The organism is Yinghuangia sp. YIM S09857 (genome assembly GCF_051388915.1).
GTDB lineage: Bacteria > Actinomycetota > Actinomycetes > Streptomycetales > Streptomycetaceae > Yinghuangia.
Map to the genome: position 1 here is coordinate 95,639 of NZ_JBPKBH010000018.1, position 16,783 is coordinate 112,421.

Sequence of the window (16,783 nt, forward strand, 5' to 3'; positions counted from 1 at the left end):
GCCGATGGCGGCGCGCACGCTGCGGGCGGCTTCGTCGGCGCGCTCCGCGGATCTGCCCAGGACCCGGACGGACGCCCCGGCCGCGGCGAAACCTGTGGCGGCGGCGAGGCCGATGCCGGACGCGGCGCCGGTGACCAGGACCACTTTGCCGTCCATGCGGTCTCCGTCGGCGGGCCAGGACGGCAGTCGGCGCCGTAGGCGGTAGCCGGGGGCGCTGTATCCGAGCACCACGGTGCGGTCCAGCGCTTGGTCGAGTCCCGCTGCGACGTTCATGATCAGGGGGCTGCGCGCCGCGGCGCACGGAGAATGGCTCGCGGACGAGCCTGTGTGCGGCCGGTCGGTCAGCCACGGGCGGCGACTGGCGCGTCTGCGGCCTGCCTGGGGCAGTGTCATGCGGGGTCCTCCGTACGTGCCTTCTCGCTCAGGCTGTAGGCGTTGAGTGCGGCCCAGGCCAGGGCGAAGGCCGCGGCTTTGGCGCGGTGGGCGCGTGTGGGCAACCGGGTTCCCAGGACCAGCGCGTCGCCGATGTCGAAGCCGATGCGGCACCAGGTCACCCATCGGCGTTCGCGGCCGCCGTTCGCGCACAGCATGGCGAGTCCGATGGCGGTGTCGCGTGCGCCGACCATTTGGATGAGGGGCGCGGTTTCGGGGGTGGCCGCGCCGTTCGGGGTCGTTGGCAGCCCGGCTGGGCGGGCGAGCAGTTGGGGGCAGAGAAGGATCGCGGCGCCGTATGCGGCGGTGGCGGCGCCGAGCGTGCGGTTGAGTGCGGACTTCATCGTGTACCTCGCGGTTTGGGCTCGGGCCGGGCGCTTGCCGCCCGGGGGACTACCGGCACACCGCGCAGCCACAGCCGCAGCCCGTGTGCTCTGATGCCGGCCGTGACCCGCTGCGGCTGGAGCGGGAACCGGGCCAGCAGCGCGGCGAAACGGGGTGCCGTGGCGGGCACGCGTCGGCCCCGCCAGTGCGCGGTGAAAGCCGGGCGGCCGCCTTGGTGGAGTGTGACGCTGACGTGGAAGCGTTCGCCGGGCTCGGGTGCCCGGATGTCGTAATACCCGTCGACCGCGAGGAAAGGCGAGACGTAGAAGGCCTTGTCGGTCCGGGCGCGTTCGTCGGGACCGGGGCGCAGCAGGTAGCGGTGGCGTTCGCCGTAGGTGTTGTGCACCTCGGCAACGACGCACGCCAGATGTCCGTCGCGGTGGTGGCACCAGTACACCGTGAGCGGGTTGAAGACGTGGCCGAGCACGCGGGCGTTTGCCAGCATCAGGATGCGGCCGCCCGCCAGATGCACGTCGTGTCCGGCGAGCCACGCTTCGACGTTGGCGCGGATGGTGAGCGCCGGGTCACCCAGGTGGTCGCGGGTCTCGAAGCGCGCGAACGGCCGCAGAATCCACGGCAGCCGGACCGGGGTGTCGAGGTCGACGAGCCAGGTGTAGCCGGGACTGCGGAACCGGCGCTGTGGAGGCCGCAGGCGTACGTGGACCACCTCGGTGCGGTACAGCGCGTTCTGTCGGATCGGCGATGTGCACGACTCGGTCACCAGATCACCCCCAGCGATGCCGCCGCGCACACGCCCGATGCGCAGCCGTCCTCGTGGAAGCCCCATCCGTGGTAGGCCCCGGCGAACGCGGTCCGACCGGAGTTGAGCAGCGGCAGTTGCTGCTGCGCGGCGACGGAGGCAGGCGTGAACACCGGGTGCGCATACGACATGCGGGCCAGGACCTGGTCGGGTGCGGGGCGGTCGGTCGCACCGAGGGTCACCAGGTAGCGTCGCGGCTCGTCGATGCGCATCAGGCGGCTGATGTCGTAGGTCACCAGGACACGGGCGCTGTCGACGCCGCCATGGCAGGCGGTCTTGAGGTAGTTCCACGAGGCCCGCGCGGATGGCGCCCTGGGCAGGAGGCCGACGTCGGTGTGGAGGCGTGCCTCGTTGCGCGCGTAGCGGAAAGCGCCCAGGACCCGGCGTTCGAGCGGCAGCGGGTCGGCGAGCAGGCGAAGCGCGTCGTCGGCGTGCGTCGCGAGGACCACCGCGTCGAAACCGTGCACCCGGTCGGCGTCGTCGCGGACTTCCGCCCCGTTCGCGGTTCTGTGCACCGCCCGGACCGGAGTGGCGACATTCACGGACGCCAGCGTCTTGGCCACGCGGTCCACATACGTCCGCGACCCTCCCTCGACCGTCCGCCAGGCCGGTGATCCCCGCACGGCCAGCATGCCGTGATTGGCCAGGAACGCGAACAGGTACGCGGCCGGGTAGGAGCAGGTATCCCTCGCACCGGTCGACCAGACCGCGGACACGAGGGGCATGGCGAAGTGGGCGACGAAGTATGACGAGAAGCCACCGTCGGTCAGGAACTCGCCCAGGGTCGGGTGTCCGTCGGACCGGTGCGGCGCCCGGTCGAGCAGGTCGCGGGCCCGGCGGTGAAAACGAACGACCTCGCCGAGCATCCGCAGATAGCGCGGATGGAGGGAGTTGGACCGTTGGGCGAACAGGCCGTCGAGGCGGCGCGCCCCGGCGTATTCCAATCCGCAGCCCTCGCAGCGCACGCTCATCGACATCTCGGTGTCACGCGTCCGCACGCCCAACTCGCCGAAGAGTCGGATCAGGTGTGGGTACGTCCGCTCGTTGTGCACCAGAAACCCCGTGTCCACCGGCACCGTTCCGCCGCGCTCGGCCGCAACGTCGTGTGTGTGCGCGTGCCCGCCGAGCCGGTCGTCGGCCTCGAACAACCAGACGTCGTATCGGCGTTGCAGCACGTAGGCGGCGGTGAGGCCGGCCACCCCGGCGCCGACGACCGCGACGCGCTCCCGCGTGGGCGCTACCACGGCAGCCAGGCGGCGGGGAGGACCAGGTCGGTTGGTCTCGGGCTGAGGCGTTCAGGCATGGCTTCTCCGTCCCGGACAGTCGCGTGCTTCACGACACTCACCCACTCTTCGGGCAAACCACGCCTCTCGGATGCACCGCCACACCGAAAACCGACCGCGAACCTGCGCCGTGCGGCTGCGCGGGAGACGACAGCGCCTCCAGGCGGTCCCAGAGGGCTCGACAAGGCGGCTGCGACCAACGCTGTGACGGGCGCTCTGTAGAGAGACCGATCCGGGTGCATCCACGGTGGGGGTAGCCGAGGAAGAAGAGACGAAAGGTTCCGCAGGCACGAGACCTGGAGCTTCTGATGACCACGAACGCCACGAATCCTCTCGTCCTCAACACCCTCGCGGTCGACTGCGAGGGCCGACCCGCGGCAGGTCGCCGGGCCGTCGCGGCACTCGGCGTGGGCATGTTTTGCGCCTCGACCTTCGCGCTCGGCGCCGCGCCCGCGCAGGCCGCCGACCAGGAGAACGGCCAAGCAACCGTCTCGGTCCTGCACGGCATCCCGGGCCTGACCGTCGACGTGTACGCCAACGGCCAACAGCTCCTGCCGGACTTCCAGCCCGGTACCCTCACCGACCCGCAGCCGCTCCCCGCGGGAAGCTACGACATCAAGGTGTTCAAGGACAACGAGGGGCCGAACGGCGCGCCTGCCCTGCAAAAGCAGGTCCAGGTCCCCGGCGGCGCCAACGCGACCTTGGTGGCTCACTTGGGCGCCGACGGCTCGCCGATGCTGTCGGCGTTCGTCAACGACACCGTGCCGATCGCCGCCGGCAAGGCCCGGGTCACAGTCAGGCACGTGGCGGCCGCTCCGGCGGTCGATGTCCGTGCCAACGGAACCCCGGTGTTCAGCAACCTGACCAACCCCAAGGAGGCCAAGGGCGACGTCGACGCCGGCATGATCAAGGCCGACGTGACGCTCGCCGGGTCCTCGACGGTGGCACTGGGTCCGGCGGACCTGAATCTCACCGAAGGCACCAACACGATCGTCTACGCGTACGGCAGCGCCAACGACAAGACCCTGGCGCTGAAGACCCAGAGCATCACCGGCATGCACTCCGCACCCGGCGGTGTCCCCGCCGGCGAGTCCGGGGCCGCGGCGACCGCCGGCGCAGGCGGCGAGTCCGGCACGCCCGGATGGGTGATCGGCCTGGCCGCGGCGGGAGCAGTCGGCGTGGCGGTCGGCGGGTACCGCGTGGCCGCCATGCGGCGCTGAACGCCCGCGTGCGAGATACCCGGGGAGAGGGCGCGGCGCAGTCCTCTGAAACGGCACCGCGCCGCTCGCACGAGTCCGCGCGGCGGCCGCGCGCGACGCGAACAACGACGGATCGGGCGCCCGGCACGGTGTCCGCTTCGGGCCCAGGCCTATTGCCCGTTTTGGCTTTTGGAGGTTGCCGTGCCGCTCGCCTCGTACGCCGCCGGATCACCGTGCGGCTCCCCGCCCTCGTTGGCTGGGCGGTGTCAGCGGGCGTCGGTGTGGGTCCTGGCTGTAGCCGGAGCAGTCGCGGTGGCCGCGTGCGGGACCGGCGCTCCTCCGGCCGATCCGCGCCCGGCCCTACAGCCATCTGCACCGGCGCCCCCGGCGACGTCGGCTGCTGCACCGCCGGTTGCGTCGCCCGATGTGTCCACCGGTTCTGCGCCGCAGCCCGCCCCCGCGGCACCGGTGGCGGCGCCGACCGCGGTGCGGGTGGAATCGCTGGCGCTGTTCGCTCCGGTGGTGCCGGTGGGGGTGGCGCCGGACGGTCAGGCGGAAGTGCCACAGGACGGCGCGGTGGTGGGCTGGTATCGCTTCGGTTCCGCGCCCGGCGCCACAGCGGGGTCCGCGGTCCTGATCGGGCACGTGGACACTGCGGACGGGCGGCTGGGGCAGTTCGCCGAGTTGGAACGCGCCGCCCCCGGGGACCGCGTCACGGTGCAGCGCGGCACCGTGACGGAGCTGACGTACCGCGTGGCCCGCGTCGAGACGGTGCCGAAAGGGCGCCTCTCGGCCGCGCAGATCTTCCGGCGTGACGGGCCGCCGCAGTTGGTGCTCGTCACCTGCGGCGGGACCTACGACCGTTCTGCGGGCGGCTATCAGGCCAACCTGATCGTCACGGCTGTGCCGGAGCCCGGATGACACCACGTGGCTTCTTCCCCGGATCTGCGGTCCTGGCCAGTAGGGTGGCGGGCGTGGAGTCCTTGGACGACGACGAGGTCGCGAAGGCGTTCGCGGCCGGGGAACAGGCGGCGTTCGCCGAGGTCTACCGGCGATGGGGCGCGCTGGTGTTCACGGTGTGCCTGCGCTCCCTGGGCGACCGGGCGGAAGCCGAGGACGCCACCCAGCAGGTGTTCGTGTCCGCATGGCGCGGGCGCGCCGGTTACCGCGCCGAAGTCGGTTCCCTGGCCGGGTGGCTGGTCGGCGTGGCCCGGCACCGCATCGCCGACGCACATGCCGCCCGGGCACGGCGCGCCATGCCCGTCGCAACCGAGCCGGTGTGTGCGGCGTCGCCGTCCCATGACGGCGACGTGGTGTCGCGGGTTGTCGTGGCCGACGAGCTGGCCCGGTTGGGGCAGCCTCAACGGCGGATCCTGGAGCTGGCGTTCTTCGGGGACCTGACGCACACGCAGATCGCCGAGCGCCTCGACCTGCCGCTCGGCACCGTCAAGAGTCACATCAGGCGAGGCCTCGGACGCCTGCGCGACCGCCTGGAGGAGGTGGACGACGATGAGTCACAGTGATCCCGCGACGCTTGCGCTCGCGGCCCTCGGCGAACCAGCGTCCGACACCGACCGCGATCACATCGCCGCCTGCCCGGTCTGCCGCGCGGAACTCGACCACCTCAAAGCCGTGGTGCGGGTCGGCCGCAGCCTGCGCCCCGACGACGAACCCACCGCGCCGCCTTCCGGGCTGTGGCAGCGCATCGCCGACGAACTCGCCGAAGAGCAGGCCCTCGGACGGGAAGACGCGCTCGGCGACGAATCCGCGGACAGGTCCACGCGCCTTCGCGCCCCGGCATCGTCGGCAACGGGATCCGACGGCGACGACCAGCCACCGGCCGGCGGCAACGGCGCAACCGCAGCCCGGGGGCGGTGGTTTCGGCTGCGGACGTCACTGGCCCTGGCCGCGTCGGCCGCGCTGATCGGTGCCACCGCCGGCGTCGGCGCCACCCTGTGGGCCACCCGGGACGATGCCACGCCGACGCAGGTCGCGGCCGAGACGCGTCTGGAACCGCTGCCCGCGCACCAGGCTGTCGGCGCCGCGTTCCTCGACACCGGAGGCGAAACCGGACGGCGCCTGGTCGTCCGTGTCTCCGGTCTCACCGCGCAACCGGGCTTCTACGAAGTGTGGCTGCTCGACCGCGACGCCAAGAACATGATCGCCCTCGGTCTGCTGCCGGTGCACGGCGAAGCCACCTTCGACCTTCCGCCCAACCTCGACCTGGCCGGCTACCCCGTCGTGGACGTCTCACTTCAGCAGTACAACGGTTCCCCGGAACACTCCGGGGACAGCGTCGTCAGAGGCAGCCTCCGCGGCTGAACCCCATCGGAAGACGGAGCGTCCGGTGCTTCGCGCGGAGCACGCGACCCATGGTGTCCCGGGGGCGGACGCGTCCGTTGGGGTTGGCCGCCGTACCTCTCCGCCCACGAGCTCGTGTCTGCCCTGTCCCCTCGTGCACTCGGTGCCGGGGTGCGGGCGAGGGCGTCCGTCGGCGTGACTGCGATGCCCGGCCCGTGGGTCGCCGGAGCTCTCGGGTCATCCTCTGGGGTCATCCGGTGGGCAGCGGCGCCAGTACCGCGAGCGCGTGCGCGAGGCTGGTCAGGCGTACCGTGCCGGGGCCGGGCGGCGTACCCCAGCCCGCGCCTGCGGCGAGCACTGTGGTCCCGGGGCAGCGGTGCAGCCGGTGGAGAGTGTCCGGATCCGCGGTGGCGGCATGTTGGGACCACAGGACGACCGCCGACGGGCGGGTGCGGTCGACCGCCCGGGCAAGGGCGTCGGGCGGGAGGGCGGCTCCGAACATACGGGTGGGAATCCCGCGTTCGATCAGTGCGGCGTTGAGCGCGTGCAGCGGCAGCGTGTGTAGTTCCCGTTCGGTGCAGGCCAGTAGCACACCGCGGCCGGGGGCCTCGCCCGCGAGGGCGCCCTGGGCACCGTGCCCGGCCGCGCACAGCAGGGCGGCGAGCACGCACTCGGAAAGCAGGTGTTCCACCTCCACATACCTGTTCGAGCCGGTGTTGTCAGCGCTGTCCTCCCACTTGCGGCCCATCCCGTACAGCACGGGCTGGATCACCGCCTCCCACACGGCCGGGACGCCGAACTCGGTGAGTGCCCGGCCCAGGACGTCCCGCACGGCCGCGCCGTCCAGACGCATTGCGGCGCGGGCCAGTCCGCGCGCGTGGTGATCGGCGTGGACGCCGACGGGGAGGGTGTGTCCGCCACCGGACCGACTGACCGCCCGCTCGCCTGTGTGAGCGTCCGTGCCGTCGAGAACCACCCGGGCAGCCTCGGCGACCGGGGCGCCGTCGGCGACCAGGGTGCACATGCGTTGCAGCCGGGCCATGTCGGCAGGCGAGTAGCGGCGGTGGCCGCCGACGCTGACCCGGCTCGCGCCCAGGCCGTACCGCCGGTCCCAGGAACGCAGCGTCGTGGCGGCCACGCCGAGCCTGCCGGCAGCCGCGCCGGCCGTGAGGCCCGGCTCGGGGTCGCGCCCGGATGGGTTGGTGCGACCTGATCGGGATGGTGCGGTCACGACGTTGCCTCTCACCGGCGGTCGGCCGAGAAAAAACGGTGCGTTATCGATGCAACTTGAGGGGGGCGAAGATGACACCAAGACTGGGCTGAGGGGGTCCCATACTGTTGGAGGCGGCTGTGAAGTTGTCCGACGAAATGCCTGTCGACCACCGGCTCGGCCGGGTCTACCGCTACGGCGCCGGCTTCACCGGCCTGGTCCTGATGGTATTCGGCGTCCTGGGTTACGCCGACCAGCTCGCCTTCTTCGACACCTCCGGCGAGAAGATCGCCGGGCTGAGCACCAACGGCGCGCTCAGCACGATCTCCATGGTCGTGGGCGGCGTCCTGATCGCGGGCGCCGTTGTCGGCGGAAACCTCGCCTCGACTCTCAACATCACCGTCGGGTCCGCGTTCATCCTCAGCGGTTTCGTCAACCTCGCGCTCATCGGCAAGGACGCCAACATCCTCGCCTTCGAAATGCCGAACGTCATCTTCAGCTTCATCGTCGGGCTGATGGTGCTTACCTTCGGTCTGTACGGGAGGGTCAGTGGCAACCTGCCGCACGACAACCCCTACTGGCGCTCCCGACACCCCGAGCAAGCGGCACGCGAGGACGCGTTCCGAGCGGCTCTGGCATCTGGGCGGTCATCGGACGCCGCCCTGGCCGCAGCACGCGCCCCGGTTCCGCCGACCACAGACCGGCCGGGCGGCAGATGACCGGACAATCCGCACCGATCCCGGAGAACACCACGATCATCGAAATGCCGCATGACAGGGGCCTGCGAAGCAAGCACGGCCACACCGCTGCGCGCCTTCCACACGTGGCAATTCCCCGCCCCCGCGGCCCCGTTCCCGACGTCGAACTCGATCGGTAGGCCGCAGCGGTGACGGGAGGCTTCATCCCGTTCCGCGACCTTCGCCCGGCCGGCATCACGGTCTTCGGGGATCGGGGTAGCAGCGCAGGCGCCGCCGGGTGCATCGTTCCCTGGAGCCTGGAGCCTGGAGCCTGGAGCCTGGAGCCTGGAGCCTGGAGCCTGGGATCAGGCGGCGCGGTGGTCGGCCAGGCCGAGGATTGCGGTAACGCGCTTGCCGGTTGCCTCGCGACGCACGTCGAGCGTCCGGCACAGTGCGACCACGAGCTCCAGGCCGTGCTGCCCGGCCCGCCACGGATCGGTGCCGTGCGGACGCGGCAGTTCCGCGCTGGTGTCCGCCACGGCAAGGTGCACGGCGTCGCGGGTGCGGGTGATGGTCAGGTGGCTGGGGCCAGGCGCGTATTTGCTTGCGTTGGTGACCAGTTCGCTGACCACCAATTGCGCGATGCCGGCGTCGGTGTCCGACACCGGCCCGGCCGCCGGGAACATCGGAGTCGAGTTCGCGAGGAACTCCCGTGTAGCGGCTCGCGCTTGGGATATGCGCCCGTCGCAGGCGAACGTCGCGCTCACCGCGACCGGGTGGACGCCCCGGTCGGTGCTTGTGTCGTCGTCGTGGTGGTGCTCGGTCGTGTCCATGGCATGGCCACCGCCTCGCGTCATCGTGCCGTCGACATGTCCCAAGCGATCCAGATGCCCTCGCCGGCACCCGGAACGGCTCAGATTTACCGGCCCTCTACCCGCAGCAGACGGCACGGAACACACCGGCGGGTTGCGCATGCGCGACGCCCGGCCGGGCAAGGCTACGGGCGGGCACTGCCGCACGTCCGGAGTGCCGGACCAGGACGGCGACGGAAGGGAAGGCCATGGCTGACGCGAGCACGGACACCAGGCCAAGTACGAAGGGGTCGTCGGTGGCGGTGCGTTCCGATGCGGGTACCGGCTCGGTCGCAGCCAACGAGCCCATGGCCCCCGCGGCGCAACGAGGCCGTACCGCGATTGCGGACGGCGTGGTGGCGAAGATCGCGGGAATCGCGGCAGGGGACACCGTGGGCGTGTACGCACTGGGGCGCGGCACGGCGCGCGCCCTCGGTGCCGTACGCGAGCGCATCCCCGGCGCCAAGGCGAACGTCGCCCAGGGCGTCAGCGTCGAGGTGGGCGAGAAGCAGTGCGCGGTCGACCTGGCCTTGGTCGTCGAGTACGGCGTCGCAATCGCCGAACTCGCCGCCGAGGTACGCCTCAACGTGATCACCGCACTGAAGGACATGACGAGCCTCGAAGTCGTCGAGGTCAACATCGCGGTGGACGACATCCACATAAGCGGCGACGACAGCGGGGAACGCCGCGTCGAATAGGCCGACGCGGCTGGCTCTTGCCTGCGGTGCAGGGCAGTTGTGGCGGCATCAACCGACGATCCGTCCCGGCGACGATCATCGTTCCGTCGAGCGTGAACTGCGGGGGCAACCGACTCGGCACGTGCTGTCGTCCGGTGTCGGTGACGTCAAGCATCCGTCGGCGGCGGTCAGCCGGGCGGCGGTTGCGCGTGCCCCTCGCCGACCGTGCGGTTCGCCGACTGCGTGGCCGCCGCCGTAGGTCCGCATAGCCACGGAAGTCAACGTCTGCCCCCTTGCTCCGGCCGGTGGCGACACGCACCCTTGCGCCGGGTGGGATTCGGCTCAATTTGAGGCGCACGGCGCGTCCATCTGGGCGTACAAAAGGCAACTCTGACTTCAGAAAGCGACATTTCAGTCACTTATTGTGAGAATTGCCGGACGGGTGGTCCCACCCCGTGGGTGCTGCCTTCGCCGTTGCGGAGGTAGGCCCGGTCCGTGCGCTTCCGGAGGTACTTGATGCCCTCGCTTCCCCCGCCGATCACTCCCAGTCTGGAGCCCGCCGCGAAGGCGCTCGCCGAGGCCACCGACCCTCACCCGCGGATCTACGAGCTGCCGCCGGAAAAGGGCCGCGAGATCCTCCTCGGGCTCCAGAGCGACGCGAGCGTGCCGCGGCCGGAGGTGGACGAGGAGTGGGTGACGGTCGACGCAGGCCGGTGGGGGCAGGTCCGGACCCGCATCATCAAGCCGAAGGGCGCGTCCGGCCCGCTGCCGGTCGTGGTGTACATCCACGGCGCCGGCTGGGTCTTCGGCGACGACAAGACCCACGACCGGCTTTTCCGCGAACTCGTGGTGGGCGCCGGCGCGGCAGGGGTGTTCCCGGTCTACGACCGCGCGCCCGAGGCGAAGTACCCCACCCAGGTGGAGCAGAACTACGCGGTGGGGCAGTGGGTACTGAGCCACGGTGCCGAGCACGGCCTGGACCCCTCCCGGGTCGCGGTGACGGGTGAGTCCGTCGGCGGGTGCATGTCGGCGGTGTTCGCGCTCATGAACAAGCAGCGCGGCGGCATCGACCTCAAGGCCCAGGTGTTGCTGTACCCGGTGACCAACGCCGACTTCGACACCCCCTCCTACCACCAGTTCGCCGAGGGCTATTACCTCACCCGCGACGGCATGATCTGGTTCTGGGACCAGTACTCCTCCCCGGACCAGCGCAAGGAGCCCTTCGCGTCCCCGCTCCAGGCCGACCTGAACGACCTGCGCGGCCTGCCGACCACGCTCGTCATCACCGACGAGGCCGACGTCCTGCGCGACGAGGGCGAGCAGTACGCCAACAAGCTCCGCGAGGCCGGAGTCGACGTCACCTCCGTCCGTGTCGCGGGCATGGTCCACGACTTCCTCCTCCTCGACAGCCTCCGCGACACCCGCGCCGCCAACGTCGCCCGCCACCTGGCCGTCGAAGCCCTGAAGAAAGCCCTGCACGACAACTGACGCCCGCGCGTCCCCGGGCACGCGTCGGCCTGCTGCGCAGGCGCGTACCCGGGGGCATCCACGGGACTGCGAGGTGCGCATCCGGCGGAGGAGGACCACATGGCCGGGGCACCGGTGCTTCTTCACAACCTGAGGCTGATCGACGGTCGCGGTGGACCATCTGACGATGATGCCGTCGTGGCCCGCGAGGGTCCGTCGGTGGCCTGGGCAAGCCCCCGCCTGCCCGAGCAGGGCTGCGCCGCCCGGAGTGCCGACCTGGGCGGACGGACGGTGTGCCCGGGATTCATCGACGCGCACGTGCCCTTCGCCCTGCCCGGACGGCGGGGCAGCGCACCGGCCAGTGCCGACGAATTGCCCACGTACCGGGCCCTGAAAGTGCTGGACCGACTTCGGGTGACCGTGCGGAACGGTGTGACGACCGCGCGAGCTCATAGGGTTGGACGCTGGTTTCACCCGGGCGGCCGCCGAGCGCCGGGTTCTCGGTCCGCGGCTGGTGGTGGCAGTGGCCATGCTGAGCCAACGCGCGGGACACCACGACTTCACACTCGCCTCGGGCATCGACGGCTACGCCGCGGCGGTGGGGTGCCCCGGCGGCCCGGGGAACCTCGTCGACCCGGTGGGATATCGATCACGCATGACCGCTGTCAGGGCGCCGCAAGGCCCCGCACCCGTATATGCCCAGACAAGACCACGTCGGCGCCGGTGCCGCTGCGATCGTGCGACCGGACTGCCCCAGATACGAACGGAGCAGGCATTGAACGCGCTCTCCCCGGGCTTCAAGCACTTCCACCGCAGCGACGACCCCCGCCTGCCCCCAGGTCAGTTCGTCGCAGACGGCTTCCCGGTCCTGTCCGCCGGCCCGGCCCCGACGATCACGCCGGATACCTGGACCTTCACCGTCACGGACGAACACGGCGGCGGGCACGTCTGGACCTGGGAGCAGTTCCACGCCCTGCCGCAGGAGACGCCTACGGTCGACATCCACTGCGTCACGCGCTGGTCGAAGTTCGGCACCACCTGGCGCGGCGTCTCGGTCGACACCCTGCTCACCGGCATCGACACCGGCGCCGAGTACGCCATGGTCGAGTCCTACGGCGGCTACAGCACCAACGTGCCCCTGGCGGACATCACCGAGGGGCAGGCATGGATCGCGCACGAGTACGACGGTGAACCGCTCACCCCCGAACACGGTGGGCCGGCCCGCATGCTGATCCCGCACCTGTACTTCTGGAAGTCCGCGAAATGGGTGCGCGGCATCCGGCTCATGGACGACGACGAACAGGGGTTCTGGGAAACGCTGGGCTACCACGACTACGGCGACCCCTGGCGCGAGCAACGCTACTGGGGGGACTGAACGTGACCGCCGGACCCTGGCGGCGCGCCCGCCTCACCGACCGCTTTCCCGAGACCGCGACCGCCTGCACGCTCGTCCTGTCCGCCCCCGGATGGCCGGGGCACCTGGCCGGGCAGCACGTCGACGTACGCCTGAGAGACGGCGCCGGCTACCAGGCGGTCCGCAGCTACTCACTGTCCGCACCCTCCGCCGACGGCGTGCGAATCTCCGTGCAGCCGGTACCAGGAGGAGAGGTCTCCTCCTACCTGGCACACGTACTGCCGGTGGGCGCGGAGGTCGAGCTGCGCGGCCCGCTGGGCGGATGGTTCGTCTGGCACCCGGAACGCCGCGACCCTGTCCTCCTCCTCGCGGGCGGATCAGGCGTCGCACCGCTCATGGCGATGCTCCGCGCCCGCGAACACACCCTCGACCCGCCGCCGTTCAGGCTCGTGTACTCCCTGCGCGACGCGGCCCAGCGGTGGTTCGCCGCCGACCTGGACCGACTCAGCGCACAGGACGACCGCGTCGACATCACCTACGTCTACACACGAACCGTCCCCGCCGGACACCCCCGTCCCGCGGGGCGGCTGACGACCGCCGACATCGACACCCCCAGATGGCAGGCGGGGGACCGGCCGCTGTGCTTTGTGTGCGGCCCTACCGCCTTCGTGGAGCACGCCGCAAACCTGCTGGTGAAGGCAGGGCACGACGCCTCCCGGATCCGCACCGAACGGTTCGGCTGAATCCACGGTCGACTCGATACGAGCAACTGGGCCCGCACGACGCCTGTCTCTGACTGTCAAACAGAACTGCTGTTCAGGTCAAACGTGTTCGTTGAAGTACGTTCGTCATGTTGTGAGAGCCCGGGTGGAATGGCCGAGCCGGCCTCGCGCGTCGGGGGATACAAGCACGAGGGCAGCCGGTCTGCGGGGTAGGCCATTGCAGTGCGGCGGTGATGCCGCGGACGAGTTCGTGGTCGGTGAGGACGCCGGGCTGCGCCAGAACGCCACGTCGACCTCTTCGATAATCCCAGCCACGGTCACATCCCTTCTGCAAGGGGGAACCGCAGGGCACCACCCGCACCGAAGTCCACCCACAGGACCCCGCTGTGCCGACTGACGCGCAGCGCCACCTGCTGACACTGGGGACACCGCGCGACCTGCGCGGGCCCCGCAGCGTAGACGTGCAACGCCGCGACCGGAACATCCGCCCGACAGCCCGGGCAGCGGCGCCACGCGCTGGTCACGTCGACGGAGAAGATTCCCGACAGCGGCCCGGCCAGGATGTTGCCATCGTGGAAGGCAGGAGTAGCCATGTCGCTCCTCGAAGGTCGGCGTGCGCCGCGGAAGGCAGGACACGCGAATGATTCATCGCCGTTTGTCGGCGCCGACTGGAAGACGCGTCTGTGCCGCCCACGCGGGCGACGATTCGAATCCGCCCGGGCAGTCAGCGCAGCGACGCCCGGTCGGCGTCAGCATTCCGACCCAGTGCCGCGATGAATCCCACCGTTCCACACGACCCGGCGAACCCGGACAAGCAGCGATCAAGTCCGGGCAGTCGACGCCTTCCCGTCTGCGCACCGCACCCAACCCATCACACTGTGGCCCTGCGGATCCCGCATTGGGCCGCACGTGGGCGCGTATGCCCGTGCGTCGCTTTGGCGTCGGCCGACGGTCCTGCACCTGGACTTCCCGGGGGCCCGTGATGCTCTGCGCCGCCCGTTCGAGGAGTCGCGGCGTCCTCCAAGCTGCCACAGTGCAGATGTACGACCTGACCTGCCTGTGCCGGCTGCATGCCGGCGAGTCGGTCATCCTGTTCGACCCGCCGGTTCGGCAGGATGCACGTCGCCCAGGCGCTCGGCGACCTCGCTGTCCGGCGGGGCGCCAACGTCCGCTCCGCGAAGACCAGCCGCATCCTCGCCGACCTGCCGGCGGCCATGCCGTTCAGACCTGGGGCCGCCTGCGCGAACTGGTGCACGCACAACGTGCTGATCCTCGACGACTTGAACGGGTTGAACACCGGGGTGAGCGGAGTGCTCGGATCCACCTCCGGACCCGTACCTGGGCGCGTCGGAGCAGGGAGCAGGGAGCAGGGAGCGGGTAAGGGGGCGGGGCGGCGTGCGCAGCTGAGCCCGAGCACACCGACAGCAGGAGGGTGATCGCGGTGCCGGCGAGGGACGCGCGGCCAACGCGGTTGCGAACGTGGGATGTTCGGCATACGGCCGACCACCGCACACGACCGGCGGCGACAGGCTTTGGGGCGCGGTAGGGGTTGCGGTGCCTAAAACTCGCGCGATCTCGGACTGGTCCAGCTCCCGGCCGTCCAGTTCGCACACCTTGCGGCACCGCACCCGGCCCTGGTCCGTGCGGTGCATCTGGTGGAACTTGACCGCGTGCTCGCTGCCGATCGCCGAGACCACTTTGCACGGGATACTCACCAGCCCGAAGCTGATCGCCCCGCTCCAGAACGGTCGGACCACAGGTGCTCCCGGGGGTCGGACGGCCCCGAGCCACTCCCATGGTCCCACCCGGACGATCATGGCGCCGGGTGGTCGTCCTTGCCGCGGGCGGCCTTGCGCAGTGCCCAGCTCATCGCCTGCCGCTGGTCGGGGGCGACGTCCGCGTCGATCGCCCGCCACAGCCCCAGGACCGCCTCGCGTTCACGGTCGTACAGTCCGGCCCACTGCACCGACTCCTCCTGCGACAGCCGTCCGTGCCGGTGCAGTGTCGCGAAGGTCCGCACGGCGTCTTGGGCGTCGAACACCTTCCGTTGCAGGTCGACCAGGTGGGACGGAGCGGGCGGCGCGCATCGGACATGGGAAAAGCGTATGAACCGGGCATCGTTATCCCTGGTGGGACAGGCCCTCGCTGTGCCCGGCGATGGGGATGGCCTGCGAGGACGGCACCGCTTGCCGCTCCTCCACGGCGATGACGGACACGCGGCCGGCACCAGGGACGACGGCGACGCGGTTGCCGAAGCCGAGTTACTTCGGCAGCTTCGCCCAGAAGTCGGCGGCGACCGCCTGGGCCGCGGCGCACACCTTCTCCTTGTCGGACTCGTTCGGAGCAAGGACGACGACCTCGGCGATCTCCGCCGACTTCGTGTCCGCGAGCGCCGCGCCCACCGTGGTCACGGAGCATCGGCCCGGCAGGCGGTACGCGGGCGAGGCCTCTTCGTACTCCACGGTCGACTCGCGCCCGCCGACCTGCACCTGCTTGGCGGACGGTCCGGGCATCATCGGAGTGGTCCTGAGGCCGACCTTCGTGAGCAGGACGGTGGCCGTCGGGTCGTTGCCCGCAGGGCCGAACGAACAGCTGAAGCCGGTGGCGTTCGGAACCTTGTTGGGCGCCAGGCCCGGCACCTTGGCGAGCGTGGCGTCCGGGATCAGGTCGCAGGGCCGCAGCTGCACGAACGACTTCGGCGCATAGTTGCGCAAGGCCAGTTTGCCTTCGGCGGCGAGCTTGCCGCCCGCCTCGACGACGGCGTCCGCGATCGCGCACACGTCGGCGCGCGCGGCCGCGGAGTTGCCGCGTACGTCGATCTTCGTCGCCTTCATGTCCTTGTCCACGAGTGCGCGCTGGCAGGACTTTGTGCCGTCGCCCTCGTGCGTGAAGGAGACGATGCGGAAGCCGTTCGACTCGCGGACGGTGGCTCCGGCGGCGGGCGCGGCGAGCGACTTCTCGTCGACCGCGATGTCGGCGAGGTCCACGGAGACATCCACGGAGCCACCGACGGTCGCGAGCACCGAGACGGTGCAACTGTTGAACGTGACACCCGGGTTGGCGGTGATCGGTTCCTTCGCGGGCAGCGGGGACGCGCCCGGTCGCGTCGCGGGCGGCGACTTGGCGGCGGCGAAGGCGGTCAGCGCGTCACGGGCGACGAACGAGCAGGGGTCGATGGTGCGCACGTCGATCTTGCCGCCGCCCGGGGCACCGGGGGCGGTCGCGGACGAAGGCTCGCCCAAGCTGGAGGAGATGCCTCCGGAGGCGCTGGGCGGATCCCCGATGCCGGCCGGAGGCTGCTTGCTGTCGTCGCCGTCTCCCCCGCATGCGCTGACGAGAAGTCCCGCGAAGGTCACGGCAACGGCGGTACGGAACAGGGGGCGGCGCGTGGTGCGCGTTCGGGGCGCGGCAGTCATGGACAAGTGGATCCTCGAATTCCTGGACGCGACCGGGACGGTGGAGCAGC

Annotated in this window: 19 protein-coding genes; 9 read left to right on the forward strand and 10 right to left on the reverse strand. The window is 70.9% G+C overall.

Annotation, left to right across the window (positions count from 1 at the left end; genetic code table 11):
* The 4 genes from ACRX5S_RS30605 to ACRX5S_RS30620 all read right to left on the reverse strand — a co-directional run.
* Positions 1-273 (reverse strand): SDR family NAD(P)-dependent oxidoreductase (locus tag ACRX5S_RS30605; protein ID WP_436776398.1); only part of this gene is annotated, 273 nt, incomplete at its 3' end.
* 116 nt (positions 274-389) lie between these two features.
* A complete protein-coding gene (locus ACRX5S_RS30610) occupies positions 390-776 on the reverse strand; it encodes a DUF4267 domain-containing protein (RefSeq protein ID WP_436776399.1) in 387 nt (128 codons plus the stop codon).
* On the reverse strand, positions 773-1,537 hold the full coding sequence (locus ACRX5S_RS30615) for a DUF1365 domain-containing protein (protein WP_436776400.1): 765 nt from the start codon (positions 1,535-1,537) through the stop codon (positions 773-775). The genes ACRX5S_RS30610 and ACRX5S_RS30615 overlap by 4 nt, the downstream gene beginning before the upstream one ends.
* Positions 1,534-2,820, reverse strand: a complete 1,287-nt coding sequence (locus tag ACRX5S_RS30620; protein WP_436776401.1) for an NAD(P)/FAD-dependent oxidoreductase — start codon at positions 2,818-2,820, stop codon at positions 1,534-1,536. The genes ACRX5S_RS30615 and ACRX5S_RS30620 overlap by 4 nt, the downstream gene beginning before the upstream one ends.
* A 452-nt stretch (positions 2,821-3,272) precedes the next feature.
* On the opposite strand from ACRX5S_RS30620, the gene ACRX5S_RS30625 reads away from it, so the two are divergent.
* The 4 genes from ACRX5S_RS30625 to ACRX5S_RS30640 all read left to right on the forward strand — a co-directional run bounded on the left by ACRX5S_RS30625 (position 3,273) and on the right by ACRX5S_RS30640 (position 6,380).
* On the forward strand, positions 3,273-4,079 hold the full coding sequence (locus tag ACRX5S_RS30625) for a DUF4397 domain-containing protein (protein ID WP_436776473.1): 807 nt from the start codon (positions 3,273-3,275) through the stop codon (positions 4,077-4,079).
* Positions 4,080-4,484: 405 nt separating this feature from the next.
* Complete coding sequence (locus tag ACRX5S_RS30630; RefSeq protein ID WP_436776402.1) at positions 4,485-4,979, forward strand: class F sortase; 495 nt, start codon at positions 4,485-4,487, stop codon at positions 4,977-4,979.
* Between the two features lie 53 nt (positions 4,980-5,032).
* Positions 5,033-5,581 carry an RNA polymerase sigma factor gene (locus ACRX5S_RS30635; protein WP_436776403.1) on the forward strand — a complete coding sequence of 183 codons (549 nt, stop codon included), beginning with the start codon at positions 5,033-5,035 and terminating at the stop codon, positions 5,579-5,581.
* A complete protein-coding gene (locus tag ACRX5S_RS30640; RefSeq protein WP_436776404.1) occupies positions 5,568-6,380 on the forward strand; it encodes an anti-sigma factor in 813 nt (270 codons plus the stop codon). The genes ACRX5S_RS30635 and ACRX5S_RS30640 overlap by 14 nt, the downstream gene beginning before the upstream one ends.
* Before the next feature lie 229 nt (positions 6,381-6,609).
* Here the strand turns inward: ACRX5S_RS30640 and ACRX5S_RS30645 are convergent, their stop codons facing one another.
* Positions 6,610-7,590, reverse strand: a complete 981-nt coding sequence (locus ACRX5S_RS30645; RefSeq protein ID WP_436776405.1) for a MerR family transcriptional regulator — start codon at positions 7,588-7,590, stop codon at positions 6,610-6,612.
* Positions 7,591-7,709: 119 nt separating this feature from the next.
* Between ACRX5S_RS30645 and ACRX5S_RS30650 the strand changes: the two genes are divergently transcribed.
* Complete coding sequence (locus ACRX5S_RS30650; protein WP_436776406.1) at positions 7,710-8,288, forward strand: DUF4383 domain-containing protein; 579 nt, start codon at positions 7,710-7,712, stop codon at positions 8,286-8,288.
* 323 nt (positions 8,289-8,611) lie between these two features.
* Here the strand turns inward: ACRX5S_RS30650 and ACRX5S_RS30655 are convergent, their stop codons facing one another.
* A complete protein-coding gene (locus tag ACRX5S_RS30655) occupies positions 8,612-9,079 on the reverse strand; it encodes an ATP-binding protein (RefSeq protein WP_436776407.1) in 468 nt (155 codons plus the stop codon).
* 227 nt (positions 9,080-9,306) lie between these two features.
* Here ACRX5S_RS30655 and ACRX5S_RS30660 point away from each other — a divergent pair, with 227 nt between their 5' ends.
* The 4 genes from ACRX5S_RS30660 to ACRX5S_RS30675 all read left to right on the forward strand — a co-directional run bounded on the left by ACRX5S_RS30660 (position 9,307) and on the right by ACRX5S_RS30675 (position 13,338).
* Entirely contained in the window at positions 9,307-9,795 is a 489-nt protein-coding gene (locus tag ACRX5S_RS30660; RefSeq protein WP_436776408.1) for an Asp23/Gls24 family envelope stress response protein, read from the forward strand.
* Positions 9,796-10,290: 495 nt separating this feature from the next.
* A complete protein-coding gene (locus tag ACRX5S_RS30665; protein WP_436776409.1) occupies positions 10,291-11,262 on the forward strand; it encodes an alpha/beta hydrolase in 972 nt (323 codons plus the stop codon).
* 754 nt (positions 11,263-12,016) lie between these two features.
* A complete protein-coding gene (locus tag ACRX5S_RS30670) occupies positions 12,017-12,616 on the forward strand; it encodes a sulfite oxidase-like oxidoreductase (protein ID WP_436776410.1) in 600 nt (199 codons plus the stop codon).
* 2 nt (positions 12,617-12,618) lie between these two features.
* Positions 12,619-13,338 (forward strand): ferredoxin reductase, encoded by a 720-nt coding sequence (locus tag ACRX5S_RS30675; protein ID WP_436776411.1) that lies wholly within the window; start codon positions 12,619-12,621, stop codon positions 13,336-13,338.
* Between the two features lie 296 nt (positions 13,339-13,634).
* Here the strand turns inward: ACRX5S_RS30675 and ACRX5S_RS30680 are convergent, their stop codons facing one another.
* The 4 genes from ACRX5S_RS30680 to ACRX5S_RS30695 all read right to left on the reverse strand — a co-directional run bounded on the left by ACRX5S_RS30680 (position 13,635) and on the right by ACRX5S_RS30695 (position 16,733).
* Positions 13,635-13,910, reverse strand: a complete 276-nt coding sequence (locus tag ACRX5S_RS30680) for a DUF6510 family protein (protein ID WP_436776412.1) — start codon at positions 13,908-13,910, stop codon at positions 13,635-13,637.
* Between the two features lie 492 nt (positions 13,911-14,402).
* Complete coding sequence (locus tag ACRX5S_RS30685) at positions 14,403-15,134, reverse strand: Ku protein (RefSeq protein WP_436776413.1); 732 nt, start codon at positions 15,132-15,134, stop codon at positions 14,403-14,405.
* Positions 15,131-15,358, reverse strand: coding sequence for a hypothetical protein (locus ACRX5S_RS30690; RefSeq protein ID WP_436776414.1), 228 nt, complete (start codon positions 15,356-15,358; stop codon positions 15,131-15,133). Before ACRX5S_RS30690 ends, ACRX5S_RS30685 begins: the two co-directional genes overlap by 4 nt.
* 220 nt (positions 15,359-15,578) lie before the next feature.
* Positions 15,579-16,733, reverse strand: a complete 1,155-nt coding sequence (locus ACRX5S_RS30695) for a hypothetical protein (RefSeq protein ID WP_436776415.1) — start codon at positions 16,731-16,733, stop codon at positions 15,579-15,581.
* Between the last annotated feature and the right edge of the window lie 50 nt (positions 16,734-16,783).

Bases quoted from the DNA above. Each gene is read 5' to 3' on its own strand.
- ACRX5S_RS30640 (WP_436776404.1), top strand. From the start codon at position 5,568: ATGAGTCACAGTGATCCCGCGACGCTTGCGCTCGCGGCCCTCGGCGAA.
- ACRX5S_RS30610 (WP_436776399.1), bottom strand. From the start codon at position 776: ATGAAGTCCGCACTCAACCGCACGCTCGGCGCCGCCACCGCCGCATAC.
- ACRX5S_RS30655 (WP_436776407.1), bottom strand. From the start codon at position 9,079: ATGGACACGACCGAGCACCACCACGACGACGACACAAGCACCGACCGG.
- ACRX5S_RS30625 (WP_436776473.1), top strand. From the start codon at position 3,273: ATGTTTTGCGCCTCGACCTTCGCGCTCGGCGCCGCGCCCGCGCAGGCC.
- ACRX5S_RS30680 (WP_436776412.1), bottom strand. From the start codon at position 13,910: ATGGCTACTCCTGCCTTCCACGATGGCAACATCCTGGCCGGGCCGCTG.
- ACRX5S_RS30665 (WP_436776409.1), top strand. From the start codon at position 10,291: ATGCCCTCGCTTCCCCCGCCGATCACTCCCAGTCTGGAGCCCGCCGCG.
- ACRX5S_RS30695 (WP_436776415.1), bottom strand. From the start codon at position 16,733: ATGACTGCCGCGCCCCGAACGCGCACCACGCGCCGCCCCCTGTTCCGT.
- ACRX5S_RS30660 (WP_436776408.1), top strand. From the start codon at position 9,307: ATGGCTGACGCGAGCACGGACACCAGGCCAAGTACGAAGGGGTCGTCG.
- ACRX5S_RS30685 (WP_436776413.1), bottom strand. From the start codon at position 15,134: ATGATCGTCCGGGTGGGACCATGGGAGTGGCTCGGGGCCGTCCGACCC.